The 23,113-nt window shown below is 42.9% G+C and carries 23 protein-coding genes and 1 riboswitch; of the genes, 17 read left to right on the top strand and 6 right to left on the bottom strand.

Annotated elements, in window-relative coordinates:
* The 3 genes from SC428_RS20770 to purD form a co-directional block, all read left to right on the top strand.
* The coding region (locus tag SC428_RS20770; RefSeq protein ID WP_318710152.1) for a hypothetical protein at positions 1-252 on the top strand (252 nt) is incomplete at its 5' end.
* Between the two features lie 181 nt (positions 253-433).
* Positions 434-2,023: a bifunctional phosphoribosylaminoimidazolecarboxamide formyltransferase/IMP cyclohydrolase gene (gene purH / locus SC428_RS20765; protein ID WP_283126793.1), complete on the top strand. Its 1,590-nt coding sequence runs from the start codon at positions 434-436 to the stop codon at positions 2,021-2,023.
* A 17-nt stretch (positions 2,024-2,040) separates the two neighbouring features.
* Complete coding sequence (gene purD, locus SC428_RS20760) at positions 2,041-3,324, top strand: phosphoribosylamine--glycine ligase (protein WP_140182952.1); 1,284 nt, start codon at positions 2,041-2,043, stop codon at positions 3,322-3,324.
* Between the two features lie 241 nt (positions 3,325-3,565).
* On the opposite strand, the gene SC428_RS20755 is transcribed toward purD, so the two are convergent.
* The 6 genes from SC428_RS20755 to nudC form a co-directional block, all read right to left on the bottom strand.
* Positions 3,566-4,189: a DUF1481 domain-containing protein gene (locus SC428_RS20755; RefSeq protein ID WP_070928524.1), complete on the bottom strand. Its 624-nt coding sequence runs from the start codon at positions 4,187-4,189 to the stop codon at positions 3,566-3,568.
* A gap of 89 nt (positions 4,190-4,278) precedes the next feature.
* Entirely contained in the window at positions 4,279-4,551 is a 273-nt protein-coding gene (locus SC428_RS20750; RefSeq protein ID WP_004924821.1) for an HU family DNA-binding protein, read from the bottom strand.
* A gap of 198 nt (positions 4,552-4,749) precedes the next feature.
* Positions 4,750-5,337, bottom strand: coding sequence for a YjaG family protein (locus SC428_RS20745; RefSeq protein WP_070928522.1), 588 nt, complete (start codon positions 5,335-5,337; stop codon positions 4,750-4,752).
* Positions 5,338-5,411: 74 nt separating this feature from the next.
* Positions 5,412-6,083 carry a deoxyribonuclease V gene (gene nfi / locus SC428_RS20740; protein WP_070928520.1) on the bottom strand — a complete coding sequence of 224 codons (672 nt, stop codon included), beginning with the start codon at positions 6,081-6,083 and terminating at the stop codon, positions 5,412-5,414.
* A gap of 136 nt (positions 6,084-6,219) precedes the next feature.
* Positions 6,220-7,284 (bottom strand): uroporphyrinogen decarboxylase, encoded by a 1,065-nt coding sequence (gene hemE, locus SC428_RS20735; protein WP_140182951.1) that lies wholly within the window; start codon positions 7,282-7,284, stop codon positions 6,220-6,222.
* Positions 7,285-7,383: 99 nt separating this feature from the next.
* Complete coding sequence (gene nudC, locus SC428_RS20730; protein ID WP_070928517.1) at positions 7,384-8,163, bottom strand: NAD(+) diphosphatase; 780 nt, start codon at positions 8,161-8,163, stop codon at positions 7,384-7,386.
* Between the two features lie 355 nt (positions 8,164-8,518).
* Here nudC and SC428_RS20725 point away from each other — a divergent pair, with 355 nt between their 5' ends.
* From SC428_RS20725 to dcuC, 14 genes are all read left to right on the top strand, one after another.
* Positions 8,519-9,571: an ABC transporter substrate-binding protein gene (locus tag SC428_RS20725; RefSeq protein ID WP_070928515.1), complete on the top strand. Its 1,053-nt coding sequence runs from the start codon at positions 8,519-8,521 to the stop codon at positions 9,569-9,571.
* 25 nt (positions 9,572-9,596) lie between these two features.
* Positions 9,597-10,415 carry an alkaline phosphatase family protein gene (locus tag SC428_RS20720; protein ID WP_283126791.1) on the top strand — a complete coding sequence of 273 codons (819 nt, stop codon included), beginning with the start codon at positions 9,597-9,599 and terminating at the stop codon, positions 10,413-10,415.
* A gap of 56 nt (positions 10,416-10,471) precedes the next feature.
* A complete protein-coding gene (locus tag SC428_RS20715) occupies positions 10,472-11,320 on the top strand; it encodes an ABC transporter permease (protein ID WP_233445789.1) in 849 nt (282 codons plus the stop codon).
* Entirely contained in the window at positions 11,307-12,125 is an 819-nt protein-coding gene (locus SC428_RS20710) for an ABC transporter permease (RefSeq protein ID WP_070928510.1), read from the top strand. The genes SC428_RS20715 and SC428_RS20710 overlap by 14 nt, the downstream gene beginning before the upstream one ends.
* Positions 12,125-13,141: an ABC transporter ATP-binding protein gene (locus tag SC428_RS20705; RefSeq protein ID WP_070928508.1), complete on the top strand. Its 1,017-nt coding sequence runs from the start codon at positions 12,125-12,127 to the stop codon at positions 13,139-13,141. The genes SC428_RS20710 and SC428_RS20705 overlap by 1 nt, the downstream gene beginning before the upstream one ends.
* Before the next feature lie 20 nt (positions 13,142-13,161).
* Positions 13,162-13,824 carry an HAD family hydrolase gene (locus tag SC428_RS20700; RefSeq protein WP_318710109.1) on the top strand — a complete coding sequence of 221 codons (663 nt, stop codon included), beginning with the start codon at positions 13,162-13,164 and terminating at the stop codon, positions 13,822-13,824.
* A gap of 75 nt (positions 13,825-13,899) precedes the next feature.
* A riboswitch (TPP riboswitch) is annotated at positions 13,900-14,011 on the top strand.
* A 189-nt stretch (positions 14,012-14,200) separates the two neighbouring features.
* Complete coding sequence (gene thiC, locus SC428_RS20695) at positions 14,201-16,150, top strand: phosphomethylpyrimidine synthase ThiC (protein ID WP_140187700.1); 1,950 nt, start codon at positions 14,201-14,203, stop codon at positions 16,148-16,150.
* The gene (thiE, locus tag SC428_RS20690) at positions 16,134-16,772 is read left to right on the top strand and encodes a thiamine phosphate synthase (RefSeq protein WP_070928506.1); all 639 of its coding nucleotides are present in this window, start codon (positions 16,134-16,136) and stop codon (positions 16,770-16,772) included. The genes thiC and thiE overlap by 17 nt, the downstream gene beginning before the upstream one ends.
* Before the next feature lie 61 nt (positions 16,773-16,833).
* A complete protein-coding gene (locus SC428_RS20685; protein WP_318710105.1) occupies positions 16,834-17,592 on the top strand; it encodes a HesA/MoeB/ThiF family protein in 759 nt (252 codons plus the stop codon).
* A complete protein-coding gene (gene thiS / locus SC428_RS20680) occupies positions 17,580-17,780 on the top strand; it encodes a sulfur carrier protein ThiS (protein ID WP_070928502.1) in 201 nt (66 codons plus the stop codon). The genes SC428_RS20685 and thiS overlap by 13 nt, the downstream gene beginning before the upstream one ends.
* Before the next feature lie 2 nt (positions 17,781-17,782).
* Positions 17,783-18,553, top strand: coding sequence for a thiazole synthase (locus SC428_RS20675; RefSeq protein WP_070928501.1), 771 nt, complete (start codon positions 17,783-17,785; stop codon positions 18,551-18,553).
* Complete coding sequence (gene thiH / locus SC428_RS20670) at positions 18,550-19,671, top strand: 2-iminoacetate synthase ThiH (RefSeq protein WP_070928498.1); 1,122 nt, start codon at positions 18,550-18,552, stop codon at positions 19,669-19,671. Before SC428_RS20675 ends, thiH begins: the two co-directional genes overlap by 4 nt.
* Positions 19,672-20,474: 803 nt before the next feature.
* Positions 20,475-21,728, top strand: a complete 1,254-nt coding sequence (gene pepT / locus SC428_RS20665) for a peptidase T (protein WP_070928496.1) — start codon at positions 20,475-20,477, stop codon at positions 21,726-21,728.
* Positions 21,725-23,098: a C4-dicarboxylate transporter DcuC gene (gene dcuC, locus SC428_RS20660; RefSeq protein ID WP_070928493.1), complete on the top strand. Its 1,374-nt coding sequence runs from the start codon at positions 21,725-21,727 to the stop codon at positions 23,096-23,098. The genes pepT and dcuC overlap by 4 nt, the downstream gene beginning before the upstream one ends.
* The last annotated feature ends 15 nt before the right edge of the window (positions 23,099-23,113 follow it).

Genomic DNA, 23,113 nt, shown 5'->3' with positions numbered 1-23,113 from the left:
CTTTCTTTTTTCACCTCAACTGTCATCGGGGTTATTTTTCAAACCTCACCACCGGAGCGGCTTGCCGTGTCAGTGGATGCGCATTATAGGGAGTCAGAAAATTCTGGCAACCCCTTTTTTGCATTTTTTTATTCAACTGCTGCATTACACAGCAAAAGCGGTGTTTATACAGAGTTATACACAAAGTTATCCACGGCAATAAAAATAATTGAAATATATCGCGCATTACGCAAACGTTTGCGTTACAATTAGCCTGAAAATTCATCGTTGATTTTCTTTTTATGGTCTGAAATTGTAGTGGCTTCTTCTATATCTATAACCATGTCGATGTAATCACACAGCAGCAATAGTAAATAGGTATATAAGAAAAGCCTTTATTCTTTAAACTCACTGTTACGGTTTTATTGCTTTCAATATCCAAGGGATCTATCTCATGCAACAGCTTCGTCCAATTCGTCGTGCCCTGCTAAGTGTTTCTGATAAAACAGGTGTTGTTGAATTCGCTAAGGCGCTTTCTCAACGAGGTGTTGAACTGCTCTCTACGGGTGGAACTGCAAAACTGCTCGCCGAATCAGGTTTAAAAGTCACTGAAGTTTCAGACTATACAGGTTTCCCTGAAATGATGGATGGCCGCGTCAAAACACTGCATCCTAAAGTGCATGGTGGGATCTTAGGTCGCCGTGGTACCGATGATGAGATCATGCAACAACATGACATCCAGCCCATTGATATGGTCGTCGTTAACTTATATCCATTTGCACAAACTGTCGCAAAACCTAACTGTACATTAGAAGATGCCGTTGAGAATATCGATATTGGTGGGCCAACAATGGTTCGCTCTGCGGCAAAAAACCATAAAGATGTTGCCATTGTGGTTAATAGCAATGACTATGAAAAAATTATTGAAGAGCTCGATAATCATAATAATTCATTAAATTGGTCTACACGTTTTGACCTTGCGATTAAAGCGTTTGAGCATACGGCAGCGTATGACAGCATGATTGCCAACTATTTCGGCGAGTTGGTTGCACCATATTATGGTGACACAACTCAACCATCTGGCCGCTTCCCACGTACCTTGAATTTAAACTTTATTAAAAAACAAGATATGCGTTATGGTGAAAATAGCCATCAAGATGCCGCATTCTATATAGAAGAAGATCCAAAAGAAGCGTCTATCGCTACTGCCACACAAATTCAGGGCAAGGCTTTATCTTATAATAATATCGCTGATACCGATGCCGCCTTAGAGTGTGTTAAATCCTTTGAAGAGCCCGCTTGTGTGATCGTAAAACATGCTAATCCGTGTGGGGTCGCTATTGGCAATAATCTTCATGCAGCTTATGACCGTGCATTTAAAACAGATCCAACTTCTGCATTTGGAGGCATCATTGCATTTAACCGTATGCTTGATAAAGCAACCGCAGAAGCCATCATCGAACGACAGTTTGTTGAAGTGATCATCGCTCCAACTGTAGCGACTGACGCACTTACTGTATTAGCCACTAAGCAAAATGTCCGTGTTCTCACTTGTGGTGAGTGGGATAAGCCTGTTGCAGGCCTAGATTTTAAGCGTGTTAATGGTGGTTTATTAGTACAAGATCGTGATTTAGGTATGGTCGAACAAGACAATCTCCGCGTTGTCACTAAGCGCCAGCCTACTGAGCGTGAATTTAAAGATGCCTTGTTCTGCTGGAAAGTGGCTAAGTTCGTTAAATCGAATGCAATTGTTTATGCCAAAAATGATATGACTATTGGTATCGGTGCAGGGCAGATGAGTCGCGTATACTCTGCGAAAATCGCAGGTATCAAGGCTGCTGATGAAGGTTTAGAAGTTGCTGGTTGTGCGATGGCATCAGATGCATTTTTCCCATTCCGTGATGGTATTGATGCAGCGGCTGCTGTCGGCGTCACTTGTGTTATCCAGCCTGGTGGGTCAATTCGTGATAATGAAGTAATTGATGCCGCTAACGAGCATGGTATCGCGATGATTTTCACTAATATGCGTCATTTCCGCCATTAATAATCTGGAGTTTAAGTATGAATATTTTAATTATTGGTGGCGGTGGTCGTGAACACGCCCTAGCATGGAAAGCGGCTCAATCACCACTTGCAGATAAAGTTTATGTCGCTCCCGGTAATGCAGGAACAGCATTAGAATCCGCACTTGAGAATGTTGATATTGCGGCAACTGACATTGATGGCTTACTGCAATTTGCAAAAGATAAGCAGATTGGTTTAACCATCGTCGGTCCTGAAGCACCATTAGTGATTGGTATTGTTGATGCATTCCAGAGCGCTGGATTAACTATTTTTGGCCCAACACAGGGCGCGGCTCAGCTAGAAGGCTCTAAAGCATTCACCAAAGACTTTTTAGCTCGCCATAAAATACCAACTGCCGATTACCAAAACTTCACGGAAGTTGAACCTGCGCTCGCTTATTTAGATAAGGTCGGCGCACCAATCGTAATCAAAGCTGATGGCCTAGCTGCGGGTAAAGGTGTCATCGTTGCAATGACACTAGCTGAAGCCAAAGATGCCGTAAAAGATATGCTTGCAGGCAATGCATTTGGCGATGCAGGTCATCGTATCGTTATTGAAGAATTTCTGGATGGCGAAGAGGCAAGTTTTATTGTGATGGTGGATGGTGAGAATGTCATTCCGATGGCAACCAGCCAAGATCATAAGCGTGTAGGTGACGGTGATACAGGCCTCAACACCGGAGGTATGGGGGCATATTCACCCGCTCCTGTTGTGACAGATGAGATCCACCAACGCGTTATGGAACAAGTTATCTATCCCACTGTTAAAGGGATGGATGCAGAAGGTCATCGTTATCAAGGTTTTCTCTATGCAGGCCTAATGATTGACAAAGCAGGCAATCCAAAAGTTATCGAATTTAATTGTCGTTTTGGTGATCCTGAAACTCAGCCAATTATGATGCGCCTACAATCTGATCTCGTTGAATTATGTCTTGCTGGAGCAAAAGGTGAGCTAGCAGGTAAAGATTCATCATGGGATGAGCGCCCTGCATTAGGTATTGTTATTGCCGCGGGTGGTTACCCTGGCGACTATCATAACGGTGATGTGATCCATGGCTTACCAACAAAAGACGCTGCTGATAGTAAAGTGTTCCATGCAGGTACAAAGCTAAAAGAGGGTGAAGTGACGACAGCCGGCGGTCGTGTGCTGTGTGTCACAGCCCTCGGTAATGATATTGCTCAAGCACAGCAAAAAGCCTACCAAGCGGCAGAAAATATCCATTGGGATGGCAGTTTTTACCGTAAAGACATTGGTTACCGCGCCATTGCACGTTTGAAGTAGCGATCACAAAAAGCTAAGCACACTAAGCTGATAAAAAGGTTTCAACAAAACCGCTTTATCAGCTTTTTTATTGCATTTTTCTGTTAGGTTTTGTTTTTTACTAACAGGCAAAAGCTCCAAGTATTTCGTAGCCTAACTAGGCGGCAAAGTAACTTATCCCTAGGAGCATAGATAACTATGTGACTAGGGTGAGTTGTTGAAGCCAACAACGTTAGGATGCGAAAGACGACGAGCGGTGAGGTTATAACGAATCTTTACTCGGTTGCCAGCGGCAAAAATCCGTATCCGCTACCATTAAAAGCTGATTACCTTCTGGGGCCTCCAGCCAAGCAATATTCAATTGCTTATGCCAAACCTTAGCTCGGCTTTCCAGCCAGTTCTGTGCATAAGGTTCAAACTCAACTTTCTTAATATCACCATCACAAGTCACGACTTGATTTTGTGACCATCGGCCTTGATAAAGTTGAACCCCACCAATGACTAACGCGGTATTAATATCGAGAATGCGTTTAGCTTCGAATTGCCAACGGATAATTTCATCTTGTGAAAGTGCAGTTTTTTGCTCTTTTTCGACTCGCTGCATAAAAATGACATTCTCATTTTTATCAAATCGCAACTGTTCCATAATTTGTTGCTGGCCTGCATTTAGAATTTGGCTACGGATTTGCCAGAGCTGGCCTGAGCGATATTCAAAGAAATTGACTGAAGTATCTGTGCCTTTATAAGGGCTATACACGACCATCAGTACTTGGGGGTTGTCTTTTGCGTCATTAAGACGCCACATGCGGATCACGCCATCATCGGCAATAAACCCACTGGCACTAAATTCAGGAAATTGGGAACGAGAGGAACAGGCGCTGAGCATTGAGAGAACTCCCAATACCAGCAGCCCTTTTCGCATGAACAAAAGGGGTCTTCTACTACCCCTCTTGGTGATCATTGCTTGCAACTTTATTATTTTACTGCTTCTTTCAGTGCTTTACCGGCAGAGAAAGCTGGAACGTTAGTTGCTGGGATAGTGATTTCTTCGCGAGTTTGCGGGTTACGACCGGTACGCTCTGCACGGTGGCTGACTTTGAAAGTACCGAAACCGACCAGTTGTACTTGCTCGCCTTTTTTCAGCGTTTCTGAAATAGCATTCAGAGTTGATTCTAATGCTGCTTTAGCCTGTACTTTAGTCAGGTCTGCTGATTCTGCGATAGCATCAACTAATTCAGTCTTGTTCATAAATTATCCTTACACAGTGTGTTTATCGTTTGCTAAGCATCGAGTGCGTCGGATATGCCAAATTGACACCCCTGATACACGCCCCGATAGCCACTTCTCTTCTCGCCCCTAAATGTAGACCAGTCTAGGGGCAAATGTGAAGTCTTAGTCATCAGCATTACTGTGCTAAGTCACGTTTTGATCATTGAAAACGTCAATTTAGCCTATTGTAATGCCAATATTGCTCACCCCCGCTTCACGGAGGTCAGATTTTAATCCTTTAATTAACTCTAAGTCTCGCTCTTCACAGGCTGCCAGTAAACGGAAAATTTCCCACTGGATATCCCATTCTTCCTCGATAGAGGATAATTCTTTAAGTTCTTCTTCTGACATTTCCTTACCGGCTTGCGTCATTTCGAGCATGGCCACGGTACGAATTGATGCTTCACTAACTGCAATTGCATGACTAAGGGTTTCACCGCTCAGTTTTGAGTGAATGACTTCACCTAAAGCAATACAAGCATCAATAGCAGGATAAACGCCATAAATGTCGAAATCATCTGCTGAAGGAATAATTTCTTCCAATTTCTCTAACTGGCTGTCGAAATTAACTTTGCTATCTTTTACGACTAACGTTTCCCACACCAGATCAAGAATCGATCGAAACGCCTTCGCATCAGCAAAACCACTTTGCTGACAAAACATTTGATAGTTGGGATACATTCTTTCGCACAAACACGCCATAAAAGTGACATGTTGCCAGCTTTCTAATTTTTCCAACCTCAAATGAATGGGATTTCTCAACATAATTTCAGACTCATCAATCTCAATACCTCGCAGTTTACCTGAAAAACTGCCAATGCCACATATTTTGCTGATAATTAGCTGTATTTCTCATTCATTCGCTCAAAAAGTAGTCTATTTGAGGCTATTCCATCAGCAAATCGTGTTGGCTCAGGTAGTCGATAACCTCGCAAACAGCGTTCGACCCATTTTAGGGATGAGTAAATACTCACTTTATGACCCGGTGAAATGAACAAAGGATTACAACGTTTTTTACTTTTTAGTACCCACCCCAATTGCTCATCGCCATGAGTCAATGGCTGAAAACTGCCTTTTTCTTCATCGACAGACGCGTACTCACCATACAATCGGCTTTTTGCCACCCCAATTGTTGGAATATTTGCCTGCAAACCAAAATGACAAGCCACACCAAAACGCCGAGGATGAGCGATGCCTTGACCATCCACTAATACAATATCGGGTTTCTGTTGCAATTGTTGCCAAGCGGCCATCAATCCTGGGACTTCACGAAAAGATAACAATCCCGGTATATAGGGTAATGTTGTTGGCACTCGTGCTATTTGATACTCCACCAGCTGTAGATCAGGCCATGACAATACAGCGATCACAGCTCGCGTTATCGCTCCTTGTTGTTCAAACCCAACGTCTGCACCACCAATAAAAGCAGGCTGGATATCACTATCATCTAGAATAATAAGCTGTGCTTTATCGGCTTGCTGTTGCCGCAATCTTTGAGTATCTATAACCATAGCAAATACAACGCGTAATATGTTTAAAGATTAATGATAGAAGATAACAGCGCACTTACAAGAAACATAGGAACTGTTGACCTTTCTCGTTGTAAAAACCAACAGCTCCTAATACACCGTTATAAAAACCGATCAATTATTGATGGTATTGGCGAGAAAAGCGGTGTACTGCATCAACGAATGTACCTGCATGCTCAGGTGGAACATCTTGATGAATACCATGACCTAAATTAAAGACGTGCCCGTTGCCGTGGCCAAAGCCAGCCAATATCTTTTGCACTTCCTCTTCAATGCGTGCTGGCGGCGCATATAACATAGATGGATCCATATTGCCCTGTAGAGCAACTTTATCCCCGACTCTACGACGCGCATCAGCAATTTCAGTTGTCCAATCAAGTCCTAATGCATCACACCCCGTTGCAGCCATTTCTTCTAACCACTGACCGCCACCTTTAGTAAACAAAGTTACAGGCACGCGGCGCCCCTCATTTTCACGTACTAAACCATTGATGATTTTATGCATATAGTTAAGAGAGAACTGGAGGTAATCACGCTTAGTAAGCACGCCGCCCCAAGTATCAAAAATCATCACGGACTGTGCACCCGCACGTATTTGTGCATTTAAGTATAAGATCACACTATCAGCGAGTTTATCGAGTAGAAGATGCAGTGCATTCGGGTCTTCATACATCATTTTTTTAATTTTAGTGAAGGCCTTACTGCTTCCCCCTTCAACCATATAAGTGGCCAATGTCCATGGGCTACCTGAAAAACCAATCAGAGGAACATCGCCATTGAGCGCTTTGCGGATGGCTCTCACTGCATTCATAACATATCCCAATTCCATTTCAGGATCAGGAACAGGAAGGTTTTCGATATCAGCAAAACGGGTTATTGGTTTTTCAAAACGAGGGCCTTCACCGGTTTCGAAATACAGCCCTAGCCCCATCGCATCAGGGATAGTTAAAATGTCTGAAAACAAAATAGCAGCGTCTAATGGAAAGCGGCGTAATGGCTGAAGTGTCACTTCACATGCAAGCTCAGTATTTTTGCACAGAGCAATAAAATCACCAGCCTGAGCACGAGTTGCTTTGTACTCTGGTAGATAACGCCCTGCTTGACGCATCATCCATACAGGGGTGGTATCTACTGGTTGGCGCAACAGGGCACGTAGATAGCGGTCATTTTTCAACTCAGTCATTATTTACTCCATTATAATCAGTGGCCGCCGCAAATGGCTAAGAGCGGCTATTGTAGCATGATAGGCATAACAATATCAGCGCCTAAGCAAATTGGTATATCAATAGTCCTCTTGGCGACATAATGCCACTGTATCCTCAATTAAACGTCTCGCTATCGTGTCACCGGGTGGGATCTTGGGAAGATCATTGTAGTGATACCACGCAGCATTTAATAACTCCTTGGGATCGACATTAATTTCACCGCTTTCATAGTCAGCTAAAAAACCCATCATTAACGAATGAGGGAAAGGCCAAGGCTGGGAAGAGACGTAGCGAATATTATTAATTTTAATACTGCTTTCTTCCATGACTTCGCGAGCAACCGCTTCTTCTAGCGTTTCACCGACCTCAACAAAGCCCGCCAATACGGTAAAAAGTGGATTTTGCGTATGACGACGATGTTGTGCCAATAAGATATGATCACCACGGCGAATAGCGACAATAATACAAGGGGCGATTTGGGGGTAATAACGCTCATGGCAATGATCACAAAGGCATGCCCACTCGGATGTACTATGACGCATCGCGGTACCACAATAGCCACAATAGCGGTGAGAACGATAAAACTCAGCGAGTTGAACGCCTCTCCCTGCTAAGCGAAATAAACCTTCATCCTGTGAAGTGACTAAGCGAGGTGAAGCCATATCCGTTGGCATTTTTTCAGCAATCAACCAAACTGTTTCCCCTTGCCATTCACCGATAGGCGTCGCTATCTTACCTGATAAAGACCAATGACTGGCGGTTCCTCTTGGGACATCACCTTGCGGTAACCACAAGCGTCCAGCGAAACAAACAAACCACCAACCTGTTTCTGTTCCAGTTAATGTTATTTTTTGCATTTTTTACATCGTATATTGATTTAAATGATTTTATCTCTATATAAGATACGCTTTTTTTACCTGATGTAATCTAGTCATTTTACTTAATCACTTTTCATGATCCTTTTTGACATTTTTTAGACAGTTTCTTCGCAGTATCTACACGCTAAATAATTCAAGGGATCGCTAGGCAACAAGCAAACAAGACGCTAGGAGCATAGAAACGATGTGACTTGCGCGAGTGAGCGCAGTTCAACAACGCGGCAACTAAAAGTATAACGAGTATAAAAAGCGTCACAAAACCGTCAACTCACTGTCATGTTGGATAACTAGCATGCTAACTAACCAATACGACTCCTCTAGAGTGAGAGACAACATGAAAGCTATCGTACCTGCGGTTTTGATTTCGTTAACTACTTCAAGTCTTGCCTTAGCAGCAGATACCGATTTAACTTCACTGATCGATGCAGCGAAAAAAGAAGGTCAAGTATACAGCGTTGGCATGCCAGATACATGGGCTAACTGGAAAGGGACTTGGCAAGATCTTGAAAAAAACTATGGATTAAAGCATCAAGATACGGATATGAGCTCTGCTCAAGAAATTGCTAAGTTTGCCGCAGAAAAAAATAACGCAACAGCTGATATTGGCGATGTGGGAGCCTCATTTGGCCCAGTAGCTGTACTAAAAGGTGTAACTCAGCCCTATAAACCCACCACATGGTCACAAATTCCTGACTGGGCAAAAGATAAAGAAGGCCATTGGGCACTTGCTTATACCGGTACCATCGCTTTCATGATTAATAATGAATTAGTCAAAGATGCGCCAAAAAGTTGGGACGACTTACTCAAAGGGAAATATAAAGTGACCGTTGGTGATGTCGGTATTGCTGCTCAAGCTAATAATGCGGTATTAGCCGCAGCATTTGCACGCGGCGGTAATGAAAATAATCTACAACCGGCAATCGCATTTTTTGCTGAGTTAGCTAAACAAAAACGTCTTTCTGTTAATGACCCAACTGTGGCCAATATTGAAAAAGGCGAAGTTGAGGTTGGCATTCTTTGGGACTTCAACGCATTAAATTACCGCGATCAAATCAATCGTGACCGCTTTACCGTCATCATTCCTTCTGACGGTTCAGTCATTTCTGGTTACACCACCATTATTAATAAATATGCCAAAAACCCAAACGCGGCAAAATTGGCTCGTGAATTTATCTTTAGTGATAAGGGACAAATCAATTTAGCAGAAGGTTACGCACGCCCAATTCGAGCGGAACACCTAACGCTTCCTGAAGATATTAAAGCCAAACTACTGCCTGATGAGCAATATAAAAATGTTCATCCAATTAAAGATGGCGATGGCTGGGAAAAATCCTCTCGCACGTTACCAAAAATGTGGCAACAACAGGTGCTAATCCACCAGCAATAATACATATTCAGGAATTTATTGTCTCATGTCTGATAAAGTCATACTTGTTGTTCTAGACGGCCTGAGCTATCAAGTAGCCCATCATTGCATGGGCTATCTTAATGGCCTTATCGAAGCTGATCGCGCAACATTATATAAAATGGAGTGCGAGCTTCCCTCCATGTCACGCCCATTGTATGAGTGTATCTTAACGGGTATTGCCCCCGTCAATAGCGGTATTGTTAATAATGAGATTGTTCGACTTTCTCACTTTGACAGTATTTTTTCGTTAGCACAAAAAGCAGGAAAGACCACGGCAGCCGCCGCCTACTACTGGGTTAGCGAGCTGTACAATCGATCTCCTTTCGTTGCTACGCGGGATCGTTTTACCAACGATAAGCAACTCGCCATTCAACACGGTTGCTTTTACCAAGCTGATCATTATCCAGATGACCACTTATTTATTGATGCTGAATACCTTCGTACTAAGCATTCACCTGATTTTTTACTCATCCACCCGATGAATATTGATGATACAGGCCATAAATTCGGTCTGGATTCGTCACAATACCGTAATAGTGCACGTAAAGCAGATATTGTTTTAGCTAATTACTTACCTTCATGGATTGAACAAGGCTATCAGATCATCATCACCAGTGATCATGGAATGAATAATGACCATAGTCATGGTGGTACCCTCCCTGAAGAACGTTCCGTTCCATTGTTTGTTATTGGCGAACGCTTTTCACACCAAGCAGCATGTCGTGTAGAACAAACTGCGCTTTGTGGAACCATTTGTGCCCTGCTCGGTGTTGACTATGTAGATAAAAATATCTGTAACGAGCTATTGGCAGGAGACAAATAATGGCTGACATCAGTACTCGCTACCAGCAAGCAAGCCATCAACAAGGAAAAATAGCGATGTACAAAAAATATTTTTCACGTTTTCACTGGCAAGCTGCGCTGCTAACGCTACCTTTTCTGATCCTGTTCTGTTTATTCCAAATTGCTCCCATGATTTGGGTATTCGTGAATAGCTTTATCTATGAAGAGAGTTGGTCTTTTGCAAATTATCTTGAAATTTTTAGCAACGATTTTTATCTGCAAGCTTTTGAAAACACTATGTGGTTATCGATTATTTGTAGTGTGATTGGCCTGTTAATCTCTGCTGTGACTGCATTTTCAATTTATAAAATGCAGGGCAAAATTCGCAGCATGATGATCTCTTTCACGACCATGGCAAGTAACTTTAGTGGAGTCCCATTAGCCTTTGCTTTTATTATTATTTTAGGATTTAACGGGGCAATTACCCTACAGCTTAAAGCATGGGGGATTATTGAAGATTTCAATATCTACAGCGCTAGTGGGCTCATGGTGTTGTATATCTACTTCCAAATTCCACTTGGGATTTTATTACTTTACCCCGCTTTTGATGCTTTAAAACCTGAATGGGAAGATGCCGCCAAAACCATGGGGGCGAGCAAGTTTTCTTATTGGTGCAAAGTAGGCATTCCTGTCATTGCTCCTGCATTATTGGGAACATTTATTATTTTAGTTGCTAATGCGGTAGGTGCTTATGCAAGTACATATGCACTGACAAGTGGCAATTACAATCTTGTCACGATCCGTATAGCCAGCCTTGTTTCAGGTGATCTCTATTTAGAACCCAATATGGCAGCTGCATTATCGGTACTGCTGATCATGATCCTAGGGTTTATTACTGCCATTCATCATTGGCTGTTAAAACGGAGCTACCATGCCAAGTCATAGCATGACAACAAAAACAAGCCACAACTCAGGGCTGTGGCTGCATAAATTAATTCTGATTAGTGTCGTCAGTGTGCTTGCGCTACCCATTGTTGCAACCTTTATTTATTCCATTGCAACACAATGGGGAGCAACCATACTGCCTGATGCTTTATCGCTAAAATGGTACCTACAACTATGGCAAGATCCGCGATTTTTACTCGCCTTTGGCCGTTCATTGATTATTTGTTTTGGCACATTACTGATTAGCACCTTAGTCATTTTGCCGATGACCTTCGCGGTGTTCTATCGATTCCCAAAACTAAAAGGATTGATGGACTTATTGATCATCCTACCATTTGCTATTCCCCCTGTCGTTTCCTCCGTCGGGCTATTACAAATTTTTGCCGATGAGCCTTTTATGTTAGTGGGTACCCCGTGGATCCTCATTGGCACATACTTCACTATCACATTACCTTTTATGTACCGCGCACTGGCGAATAGCTTCCAAGGCATTAATTTACATGATTTGATGGATGCAGCACATTTACTAGGAGCAAGTACTTTTAAAGCCTTTTTATTGATCATATTGCCGAATATCCGCAAAGGATTATTAGTCTCTTTGCTAATTTCATTTTCATTTTTAATGGGTGAGTTCGTATTTGCCAATATTTTAGTCGGCACCCGTTATGAAACATTACAAATTTACCTGTTTAACATGCGTCAAACCAGCGGTCACTTTACCTCTGCGTTAGTGATGTCCTATTTCCTATTTACTCTACTACTGACTTGGCTAGCGACTCGTATGAGTCGTTCTGGAGATGAATAATGAGTTATGTGATTGCTGAAAATTTAACTAAATCCTTCGGCCAAAACCAAGTGTTCTCAAATATCCAATTTACGATTGAAAAAGGTGAGTTCATCACTCTATTAGGACCAAGTGGCTGTGGAAAATCAACATTATTACGTTGCATTGCCGGCCTTGAACAACCTGATAACGGTGAACTGTATATCAACCGTAAAAACATTACCCAGCAAGCCGCTCAGCAACGTGGGGTTGGGATGGTTTTTCAAAGTTATGCCTTGTTCCCAAATATGACGGTTGAAGACAACATTGCCTTTGGTTTGAAAATGCGCAAAGTGGAGAATAGCGAGCGTAAAAAAGCCGTTGCCGAAGTGATCGATATGGTGGAATTACAAGGCAAAGAGCAACAATTTCCTCATCAACTTTCTGGCGGTCAGCGTCAGCGCGTAGCCTTAGCGCGTGCTTTAGTGATGAAACCTCAGATTTTGTTACTTGATGAACCCCTTTCTGCACTTGATGCACGTATTCGTAAACACTTACGCCAACAGATCCGTCACATTCAACGCGAACTCAAACTGACCACCATTTTTGTTACTCATGATCAGGATGAAGCCATGATCATGTCTGATCGCATCTTTTTAATGAATAAAGGGGCGATTATCCAAAGCGATACCGCCGAAAATATTTATACTCAGCCTGCAAGTGAATTTGTCGCCCGCTTTATGGGCAACTATAATCTTGTTGAAGCGGAAAAGGCTAACGCATTACTCGGCCTGAATTTGCAAGGCACACTCGCTATTCGCCCTGAATCCATTTATGTTAAAGAAGCGGGCCGTCACTATGGCGATCATATTTCACACCCTGTTGATGCCATTATTGTTGACCACCAATTATTAGGCAATATTATTCGTTATTCAGTGAATACCCAAGTGGGCAACATGACTGTCGATTTACTTAACCGTTCATCGGAGCGTTTATTTGAACCCGGTACACGACTCGAGTTAATGTTCAATAAAAATGAAATTCGTGCGCTCAGTTAGCCGAAATGGAAAGGAATACAATGCATAATAAATTGGCTATTTTTGATTTAGATGACACCTTAATCGAAGGAGATAGCAGCGTATTGTGGACACAATACTTATGGGACAAACAGGTGATCACCGACCCACGTTTTGTTGAGGCCGATAAACAGATGATGGCTCAATATAACGCGGGCACACTTGATATGGCGACATACCTGCGGTTTAGCTTACAAGCACTGTCAGGTATCACCACTCAAAAAATTGATTCATGGCTAGATGATTTTATCGATGAAGTGATCATCCCTCGAATGTACCCAGAGGGGATCCGCACTTTAGAACATTATCGGCAACAAGCGATCCCGATCATAGTGATCTCTGCAACTGTTTCATTTATTGTGAAGAAAGTCGCCCAACGCTTTGGTGCTGACGTGGCCATGGGGATTGATATTAAACAACAAAATGGTTGTTATACGACTGAAATAGAAGGTATTCCCACCTTTAAGCAAGGCAAAGTTAAACGCTTATTGCAATGGATCAGCCACCAGCCAATCACTGATGCTTATTGTTATTTTTACACCGACTCCGCCAATGATCTGCCAATGTGTCAATTTGCCGATGAAGTGTTTATTGTTAATGGCGATCAAAAGCTACAACAAGCCGCAGAAGAAAATAATTGGCGGCAGTATCGTTGGCACTTATAGCCTTATTTTAGGCTCAAACTAATTATTATTAGGGCACGAGTAAGCTTGTAGTTTTTATAAAGCTAATTATACTGGGATCTCTTGTCGGAGTGCTCAGTGGTGTAAACCACGGGCTGAGACCGTTAATTCGGGATCCGCGGAACCTGATCGGGTTAATACCCGCGAAGGGAACAAGAGTAATCATTTAGCGTCTAATTTTGGTTGTTTCGCCGCTCACCTTTAGGTCGATGAAAAAAACTAGCAACATGGCGAAACTAATAGTACCGCAAAATTAACGCACAACGTCTTACCATTACTCCATCCGACTCCAGACAAGCAACTTTCTTACGATAAACCAGAGCAATATGTTTGCTCGTGACAATGTCAGGAAATTGCTATGTCCCAAAATAATGTTATCCCTACAACTGATCTTTCGCCGAAAGCAGCACCTGCTCGCACCCGTAAACAACAACGCGATGCTGCTGAAGACTTCATCAATACCATTTCTGGTGTTTCATTTCCAAATTCACAACGTATCTACCTTACTGGCTCAAGAGATGATATTCAGGTTCCTATGCGTGAGATACAGCTCTCTCCAACCCTGATTGGCGGTGATAAAGATAACCCTATACTGGAAGACAATGAGCCAGTTCCTGTTTATGATACTTCAGGCCCTTACGGCGATCCCGCTTCAGACCTGAATGTCCATAAAGGGTTAACAAAAATTCGTGAAGGTTGGATACGCGAAAGAAATGATACCACCCAAGTCGACAGCCTAAGCTCTGACTTCACACAGCAACGTTTAGCCGACGCAGGACTCGACCATTTACGTTTTAATCATCGTCCACAGCCTTTAAAAGCACTCGCTGGTCACTGTGTGACTCAACTTCACTACGCACGCAAAGGCATTATCACGCCAGAAATGGAGTTTATTGCTATTCGTGAAAACATGGGTCGCGAGCGTATCCGTGGTGAAGTATTACTTCAGCAGCACCCAGGCCAAAGCTTTGGAGCCAATCTACCTGAAAATATTACGCCTGAATTTGTTCGCCAAGAAGTTGCTGCGGGTCGCGCTATCATTCCAGCCAATATTAATCATCCTGAATCAGAACCGATGATTATCGGCCGTAACTTTTTAGTCAAAGTTAACGCCAATATTGGAAACTCCTCAGTAACCTCTTCTATTGAAGAAGAAGTCGAAAAACTGATTTGGTCGACTCGCTGGGGTGCCGACACGGTAATGGATCTGTCCACTGGCCGTTATATCCATGAGACTCGTGAATGGATTTTACGCAACAGCCCTGTACCAATCGGTACCGTTCCTATCTATCAAGCGTTAGAAAAAGTCAATGGCGTTGCTGAAAACCTGACTTGGGAGATGTTCCGCGATACGCTACTTGAGCAAGCCGAGCAAGGTGTCGATTACTTCACCATTCATGCGGGTGTTCTACTTCGTTATGTGCCAATGACGGCAAAACGTCTCACCGGTATCGTCTCGCGTGGTGGGTCGATTATGGCGAAATGGTGCCTATCTCATCATCAAGAAAACTTTTTATATGAAAACTTCCGCGAAATTTGTGAAATCTGCGCCGCCTATGATGTTTCTTTGTCATTGGGGGATGGATTGCGCCCCGGCTCCATTCAAGATGCTAATGATGAAGCGCAATTTGCAGAATTACATACATTAGGTGAATTGACGAAAATTGCTTGGGAATATGATGTTCAAGTGATGATTGAAGGCCCGGGACATGTGCCAATGCAGATGATCCGTCGTAATATGACCGAAGAGCTTGAACATTGTCATGAAGCCCCGTTCTACACACTAGGCCCACTGACGACTGATATTGCACCTGGTTATGACCATTTCACTTCAGGGATTGGTGCTGCAATGATCGGTTGGTTTGGCTGTGCAATGCTGTGTTATGTCACACCCAAAGAGCATTTAGGCTTACCGAATAAAGAAGATGTTAAACAAGGGCTGATCACTTACAAAATCGCCGCTCATGCCGCTGATCTCGCCAAGGGGCATCCCGGCGCACAAATTCGTGATAATGCCATGTCTAAAGCACGTTTTGAGTTCCGTTGGGAAGACCAATTCAATCTTGCCTTAGATCCTGACACGGCACGTGCTTATCATGATGAAACCCTCCCGCAAGCTTCTGGTAAGGTGGCGCATTTTTGTTCCATGTGTGGACCTAAATTCTGCTCGATGAAAATCTCACAAGAAGTTCGTGATTATGCCGCGAAAAAAGAAGCGGGTATGGAGCAAATGTCTGAAGCATTTCGCTCTCATGGTAGCGAGTTGTACCACAGTGCAGAGGTTGTGACCGATGAAAAAATTGCCTAATACCCCTTTTCCACCAACAGAACGGTATCTCGGTTTGTACCCTGTTGTGGACTCTGTGGAATGGATTGAACGCCTGCTAAATGCAGGTGTTACTACAATTCAATTGCGTATTAAAGACAAACAAAATGATGAAGTACGTGATGCTATCCAACAAGCCATTGCACTAGGAAAACAACACAACGCGCGCCTCTTTATCAATGATTATTGGCAATTGGCTGTTGAACTTGGTGCTTATGGTGTTCATCTCGGACAAGAAGATCTTGAAACAACCGATCTGGTGGCGATACACCAAGCGGGATTGCGTTTAGGTGTTTCAACTCATGATGAACACGAACTTGCCATCGCTAAATCAGTGCGCCCTTCTTATATCGCAATGGGGCATATTTTTCCTACTGAAACGAAGGTGATGCCATCATCCCCTCAAGGACTGGAAACCCTAAAATCGATGGTTGAGGCAACGCCTGATTATCCCACTGTGGCTATCGGTGGGATCTCTATCGATAAAGTACCAGCGGTACTCGCAACTGGGGTAGGTAGTGTTGCGTTGGTTAGTGCGATCACAAAAGCTGATGACTGGTTAGCGGCAACCAAAAGCTTGTTGCAACTCGTCGAAAATCATTGATTACCTGAATCAAACCGATCGCTTGTGCCTCAAGCCGATCGGTTAATTCAAGGAGCATATCATGTTAAATGATCAAGAATTTATGCGTTATAGCCGTCAATTATTACTCGAAGATGTTGGTCCTGAAGGGCAAGCTAAGCTCAAAGCAAGCAAAGTATTAATTGTTGGCCTCGGCGGTTTAGGTGCCCCTGCTTCACTTTATTTAACGGCGGCAGGTGTCGGTGAATTATGGCTCGCAGATCACGATGAGTTGCATATTTCTAATCTGCAACGGCAGATCCTGTATAGCACCGATGACATTCCACAATCAAAAGCAAAACTCGCTTCTGAGCGGCTTAAAAACTTAAACCCTTTAGTCAAAACACATGTGCTACAGCAGAAATTAGATGCGAAAACGTTACTGCCTTTAGTTAAGCAAGTCGATTTAGTACTTGATTGCTGCGATAACATGACCACTCGGCATGCGGTCAATGCAGCGTGTGTCCTTACCAATACGACATTAGTCAGTGGTAGCGCAGTGGGTTTTGGCGGACAATTAATGGTACTTGAGCCACCATTCAATCACGGTTGTTACGCCTGTTTATATCCAGATCAAGAAGAGCCACAGCGGAATTGCCGTACTGCGGGTGTACTTGGTCCTGTCGTTGGTGTGATTGGTACATTACAGGCACTAGAAGCAATCAAATTACTGATTGGGTTACCTTCATCACTCAGCGGTAAGTTGCGATTATTTGATGGTAAAAACCAACAATGGAATACATTGCAGCTGACACCTTCAGTTGAATGTCCAGTCTGTCGAGAAGAAACATGCGCCTTATAATTAATGACCAACCGATGGAGTTTAGCGCTCCCTTAACAGTGACTCAGTTATTAGCGGCTCTACAGCAAACTACTGCGGGTACAGCATTAGCCATCAATCAAGTCATCATTCCGCGTCATCAATGGGATTCGCATACCGTGAATGACCAAGACAATATTTTACTGTTCCAAGCTATTGCAGGGGGCTAAACATGTTAACAATTGCAGATGTCACTTTTCAATCACGCCTTTTTACAGGTACAGGTAAATTTGCCAACTCGACTCTGATGCAAGATGCTATTTCAGCATCAGGTAGTCAATTGGTCACGATGGCCATGAAACGTATCGATTTACGTGGCAGCAATGATGGCATTTTGCAGCCATTGCAAGAAATCGGCGTGAAGTTACTACCAAATACATCTGGCGCTAAAAATGCCCAAGAAGCCATTTTTGCTGCGAGATTAGCACGTGAAGCGCTGGGAACTCATTGGGTAAAACTGGAGATCCATCCTGATGTGAAATATTTGCTACCAGATCCAGTCGAAACACTGATTGCAGCGGAACAACTAGTCAAAGAAGGATTTGTCGTTCTGCCTTATTGCAGTGCCGACCCTGTTCTTTGCCGTCGCCTAGAGGAAGTCGGTTGTGCGGCGGTCATGCCTCTTGGAGCGCCGATTGGTACTAACAAAGGGCTGGCAACCAAAGAAATGTTGCAAATCATTATTGAACAAGCAACGGTTCCTGTCGTCGTTGATGCCGGTATTGGTGCTCCAAGCCATGCTCTCGAAGCGATTGAAATGGGAGCAGATGCAGTACTGGTTAATACTGCCATCGCGGTGGCTAAAAATCCTGTTCTCATGGCTCAAGCATTCAAATTAGCCCTAGAAGCCGCTGAGTTTGCGCGACTTGCAGGGCTAGCAGCCACAAAACAGCATGCCGAAGCCTCTAGCCCATTAACTGAGTTTTTGGGGGCATTACAATGAACAACAGTTTCCGTCAACGCTGGCAGCAGCTTGATTGGGATGATCTGACATTACGCATCAATGCGAAGACCACTCAAGATGTTCAAAATGCACTTGCTCGCGACACACTTACATTAGACGATTTTATGGCACTGTTATCACCAGCAGCGCGCCCATTTATTGAACCCATGGCTCAAAAAGCTCAGCGATTAACTCGCCAACGCTTTGGCAATACAGTGGGTTTCTATGTGCCATTATACCTATCCAACCTATGCGCTAATGATTGTACTTACTGTGGTTTTTCAATGAGTAACCGCATCAAACGTAAGACTCTCGATAAAACGGAAATCATCAATGAATGCGAAACCATTCGCAAAATTGGCTTTGATAGCTTGTTATTGGTCACTGGAGAGCATCAAACAAAAGTAGGCATGGATTATTTTCGCGAGCACTTACCTACGATACGCCGCTATTTCAGTTCATTAATGATGGAAGTACAACCACTTAGCACAGAGGAATATGCAGAACTGAAAACATTAGGGTTAGATGGCGTCATGGTTTACCAAGAAACTTACCATGAACCCGCCTATCAATTGCATCATCTTAAAGGTAAAAAGCAGGACTTTCACTGGCGATTAGAAACCGCAGATCGCCTAGGCCAAGCCGGTATCGATAAAATTGGCCTCGGTGCTTTAATTGGATTATCAAACAATTGGCGTACTGACTGCTATATGGTGGCAGAACACCTTATTTATCTACAAAAACGTTATTGGCAAACCCGTTACTCGATTTCGTTTCCTCGATTACGTCCCTGCGCTGGAGGTATAGAGCCTGCCTCACTCATGAGCGAAACTGAATTAGTACAACTGATCTGTGCATTTCGTTTGCTGGCTCCGGATGTAGAACTATCTCTCTCAACACGTGAATCCCCCTACTTTCGTGATCACGTTGTTCCCTTGGCTATCAATAACGTCAGTGCAGGATCAAAAACCCAGCCGGGAGGCTATGCAGATGATCACGCAGAGCTAGAACAGTTTTCTCCACACGATAACCGTAGTGCCGCTCAAGTCGCTCAATCACTGATCCGCGCGGGGCTACAACCCGTTTGGAAAGATTGGGATGGTTACTTAGGTCGTTAGACTATCTTTACCTTATCGACATGTTGAGTGGTCATTTGGCGATAAGTAAATGAAAAATGCTGAAAACCAAACATGAGCACTACATTAGTTAGCTTCAAGGACGAAGCTGACTCTTCGAGTCAATATTAAACCGCTTATACGCCAAATAATTTAGAATATGCAGCTAGCACTAGAGAGAGTAATACCATTTGTATGAATTAACATAGCCACACTACGGTAATAAAAAAAACGGTAATTTGAAATACAACAATATATATAGCTTATTATTAACCTTTCTTTATCATTTAAGTCAAATTTACACTGATTATTTTTAACTTATTTATTTAGATTTTATAAAATAATAGAAAAAGCAAAATACACATCGCGAACAATTCAAAAACACATCAACAAAAAATAGGCATTCGTTATTAAATTCATTATAAACACCCAGCATTACCCCAACAAATCAATATGTTACAAAAAATCATTATTATATTAATAAATATAAAAATAATTAGAATGATTCACTAACTTAGTGCCAGAATTAAGTCAAATCATAAGAAGATTTGTTTCAATAGCGATATATTAATTGAAAAATCAGGTAAACAGAAGGCCAGATATCTTAATTCATCGGATGAAAAATGTCCTCTATTAATTATCATTTTTCAATACTCGGTAGCATTTTGAAAAAAATTAATTAGCCTATTATTTGTCTCATCATTATTCATGATAAAAGAAAGATTGCGATAAAAATGGAAGCCTCTTTTTATCGCCGCAATCATAAAATAATACATTCATCATTATGATGTTGGAGAATGAAAATAATGAATATTGTTGATCGGTTTATTTCTTATACCCAAATTAATACCACCACCAATAGGGAAAACGGCGCGGCAGGTATCATGCCATCTTCAGAAGGCCAGCGCGTTTTAGCAAAGAAATTAGTGCAAGAATTAGAAGCGCTCGGTGTCGAAGACATTAAATTACGCGACACCGCCATTGTGACTGCAACCCTCCCTTCTAATCTTGACTACGATGTACCAACAGTCGCTTTCTTTGGCCATTTAGACACCAGTGCAGAACAAACTAACGATACAAAAGCGCAAATCTTACCTTACACAGGGGAAGACCTATGCTTAAACCAAGAACTCAATATTTATCTACGTAAAAGTGAGTTTCCCGAGTTAGCCGATTACTTAGGTGACGATATTATTGTGACCGATGGAACGAGTCTACTCGGTGCTGATGATAAAGCGGCCATCGCCTCTATCATGGACATGTTGCAATATTTCAAACAAAACCCAGACATTAAACACGGTACCATCAAAATTGGCTTTGTTCCTGATGAAGAACAAGGCTTACGTGGTGCAAAAGCCTTTGACGTACCAGAGTTTGGTGCTGACTTTGCTTATACCCTCGATTGTTGTGGTATTGGCGAATTAGTGTATGAAAACTGGAACGCAGGTGATGTTGAAATCGTTTTTACAGGTAAATCTGCTCATCCCATGTCAGCAAAAGGTAAATTAATCAATTCATTATTGATGGCACAAAAGTTTATAGCCATGTTACCTGGGGGAGAAGCACCTGAATATACAGAAGGCCGCGAAGGTTATTACTGGGTCAAACAGATGTCTGGTAATAGCGCACGAACGGTCTTAAAAATGGATGTGCGTGATTTCACAGAAGAAGGCTACCGTGCCCGCATGGCATTTTTGAAAAAATTGGCAAATCACTGTGAAGATTTATGGGGTAAAGAAAGCGTGACTTGTACGCTCGCCGATCGCTATTCAAACGTTTATAACAGTTTGCAGGGTGAAAACCGTTACCCTATTGATATTGCGGTTGATGCTTATCAAGCCTGTGGTATTACACCTAAAGTGATCCCAATGCGTGGCGGCTATGACGGTGCAGCTCTGTCACAAAATGGTTTACCGTGCCCAAATATCTTTACTGGTGCACATAACTTCCATTCAATCTATGAATATTTACCCGTTAAATCACTCTATGCTGCCAGTGATGTACTAAAACAGGTAGTCCAGATCACCGCTGAACGCTTCAAACCAGGAGCTAAAGCATGATCCCAATTCTAACGGTTCTCATTATCGTTGTTTTGGTCGCGCGCTTTATCCTTAAAGGTTACAAAGCTGAACCTGTGTTATTTATTGCAGGTTTAGTATTGATGATCTTTACTTTAGCGCTCGGCTGGGGGCCTGTTCTCCCCAAGAATGTAGCATCCACAGGCCTAACATGGCTTGATCCATTTGAAGTTATGCGTGATCTGTTTAGTAGCCGCGCAGCAGATCTTGGATTAATGATCATGGCACTAATGGGTTTTGCCCATTATATGGATCACATCGGTGCTAATGAAGCCGTTGTGCGAGTGGCAACTAAGCCGCTGAAAAATATGCGTTCTCCATATGTACTGCTATTTTTCTCCTTTCTGCTTGCTAGTATCCTACAACTGGCCATTCCGTCAGCAACAGGCTTAGCCGTACTATTGATGGGAACCATGTTCCCAATCATGATTGGGCTTGGCTTATCGCCTGCATCTGCTGCGGGGGTGATTGCAACGTCATTAGGTGTGGCCTATACGCCAACAGCGATTGATGCGATCCGTGGTGCAAAAGCCGTTGATATGTCTGTCGTTGAATATGTGCTGTATTATCAAGGTCCCGCAGCGCTTGCAACTGTTTTAGCTGTCGGTATCACGCATATTTTCTGGCAACGCCACTGTGACCGCAAGGCTGGCTTCATTCCTGAAATCGGTAAAGCAGTACTATCTCATGAAAAAGAAGATAGTAAAAAAAGCATTCCAGGGTATTACGCTATCTTACCTATGCTACCGATCATCATGGCCGTTGGCTCTTCAAACCTGTTTTTTGAAGGGATCCATCTTGATGTGGTGACTATTGTACTGATTGCGATGGCAATTTGTATGCTGCTCGAAACACTACGTCTTCGCGACTTCAAATCAGTGTGTAATGGCTTCCAACACTTTTTAAATGGTATGGGTCATGCCTTTAGTAACGTAGTTGGCTTACTGGTTGCTGCTGGGGTGTTTGCACATGGTATCAAAGTCAGTGGTGCGATTGACCAATTGATTTTGATGGCTGAATCTGTTGGCTTACCGCCATTTGCAATGGCGCTGGTATTTGCATTAGTCACCTTAGCTGCGGCAATCATCATGGGATCAGGTAATGCACCTTTCTTGGCCTTTGTGGAATTGATCCCACAGATCGCACATAGCATGGGGGCAAATCCAATTGCAATGATCTTACCAATGCAACAGGCTTCCCATATGGGTCGTGGTATGTCACCCGTTGCAGGGGTCATTATTGCCGTATCAAGTGGGGCTAAACTGCAACCATTTGATGTCGTCAAGCGAACCGCTGTACCACTCATGGTTGGATTCGTGATCCACTGCGCAATTATCGGTCTATTTTACTGATCATAGTTCTATTGA

This window comes from Providencia sp. 2023EL-00965, assembly GCF_033550225.1.
In the GTDB taxonomy this organism is placed as follows: domain Bacteria; phylum Pseudomonadota; class Gammaproteobacteria; order Enterobacterales; family Enterobacteriaceae; genus Providencia; species Providencia manganoxydans.
Note: the sequence above shows the minus strand (reverse complement) of the source record. Positions and strands in the feature narration are given on the sequence as shown.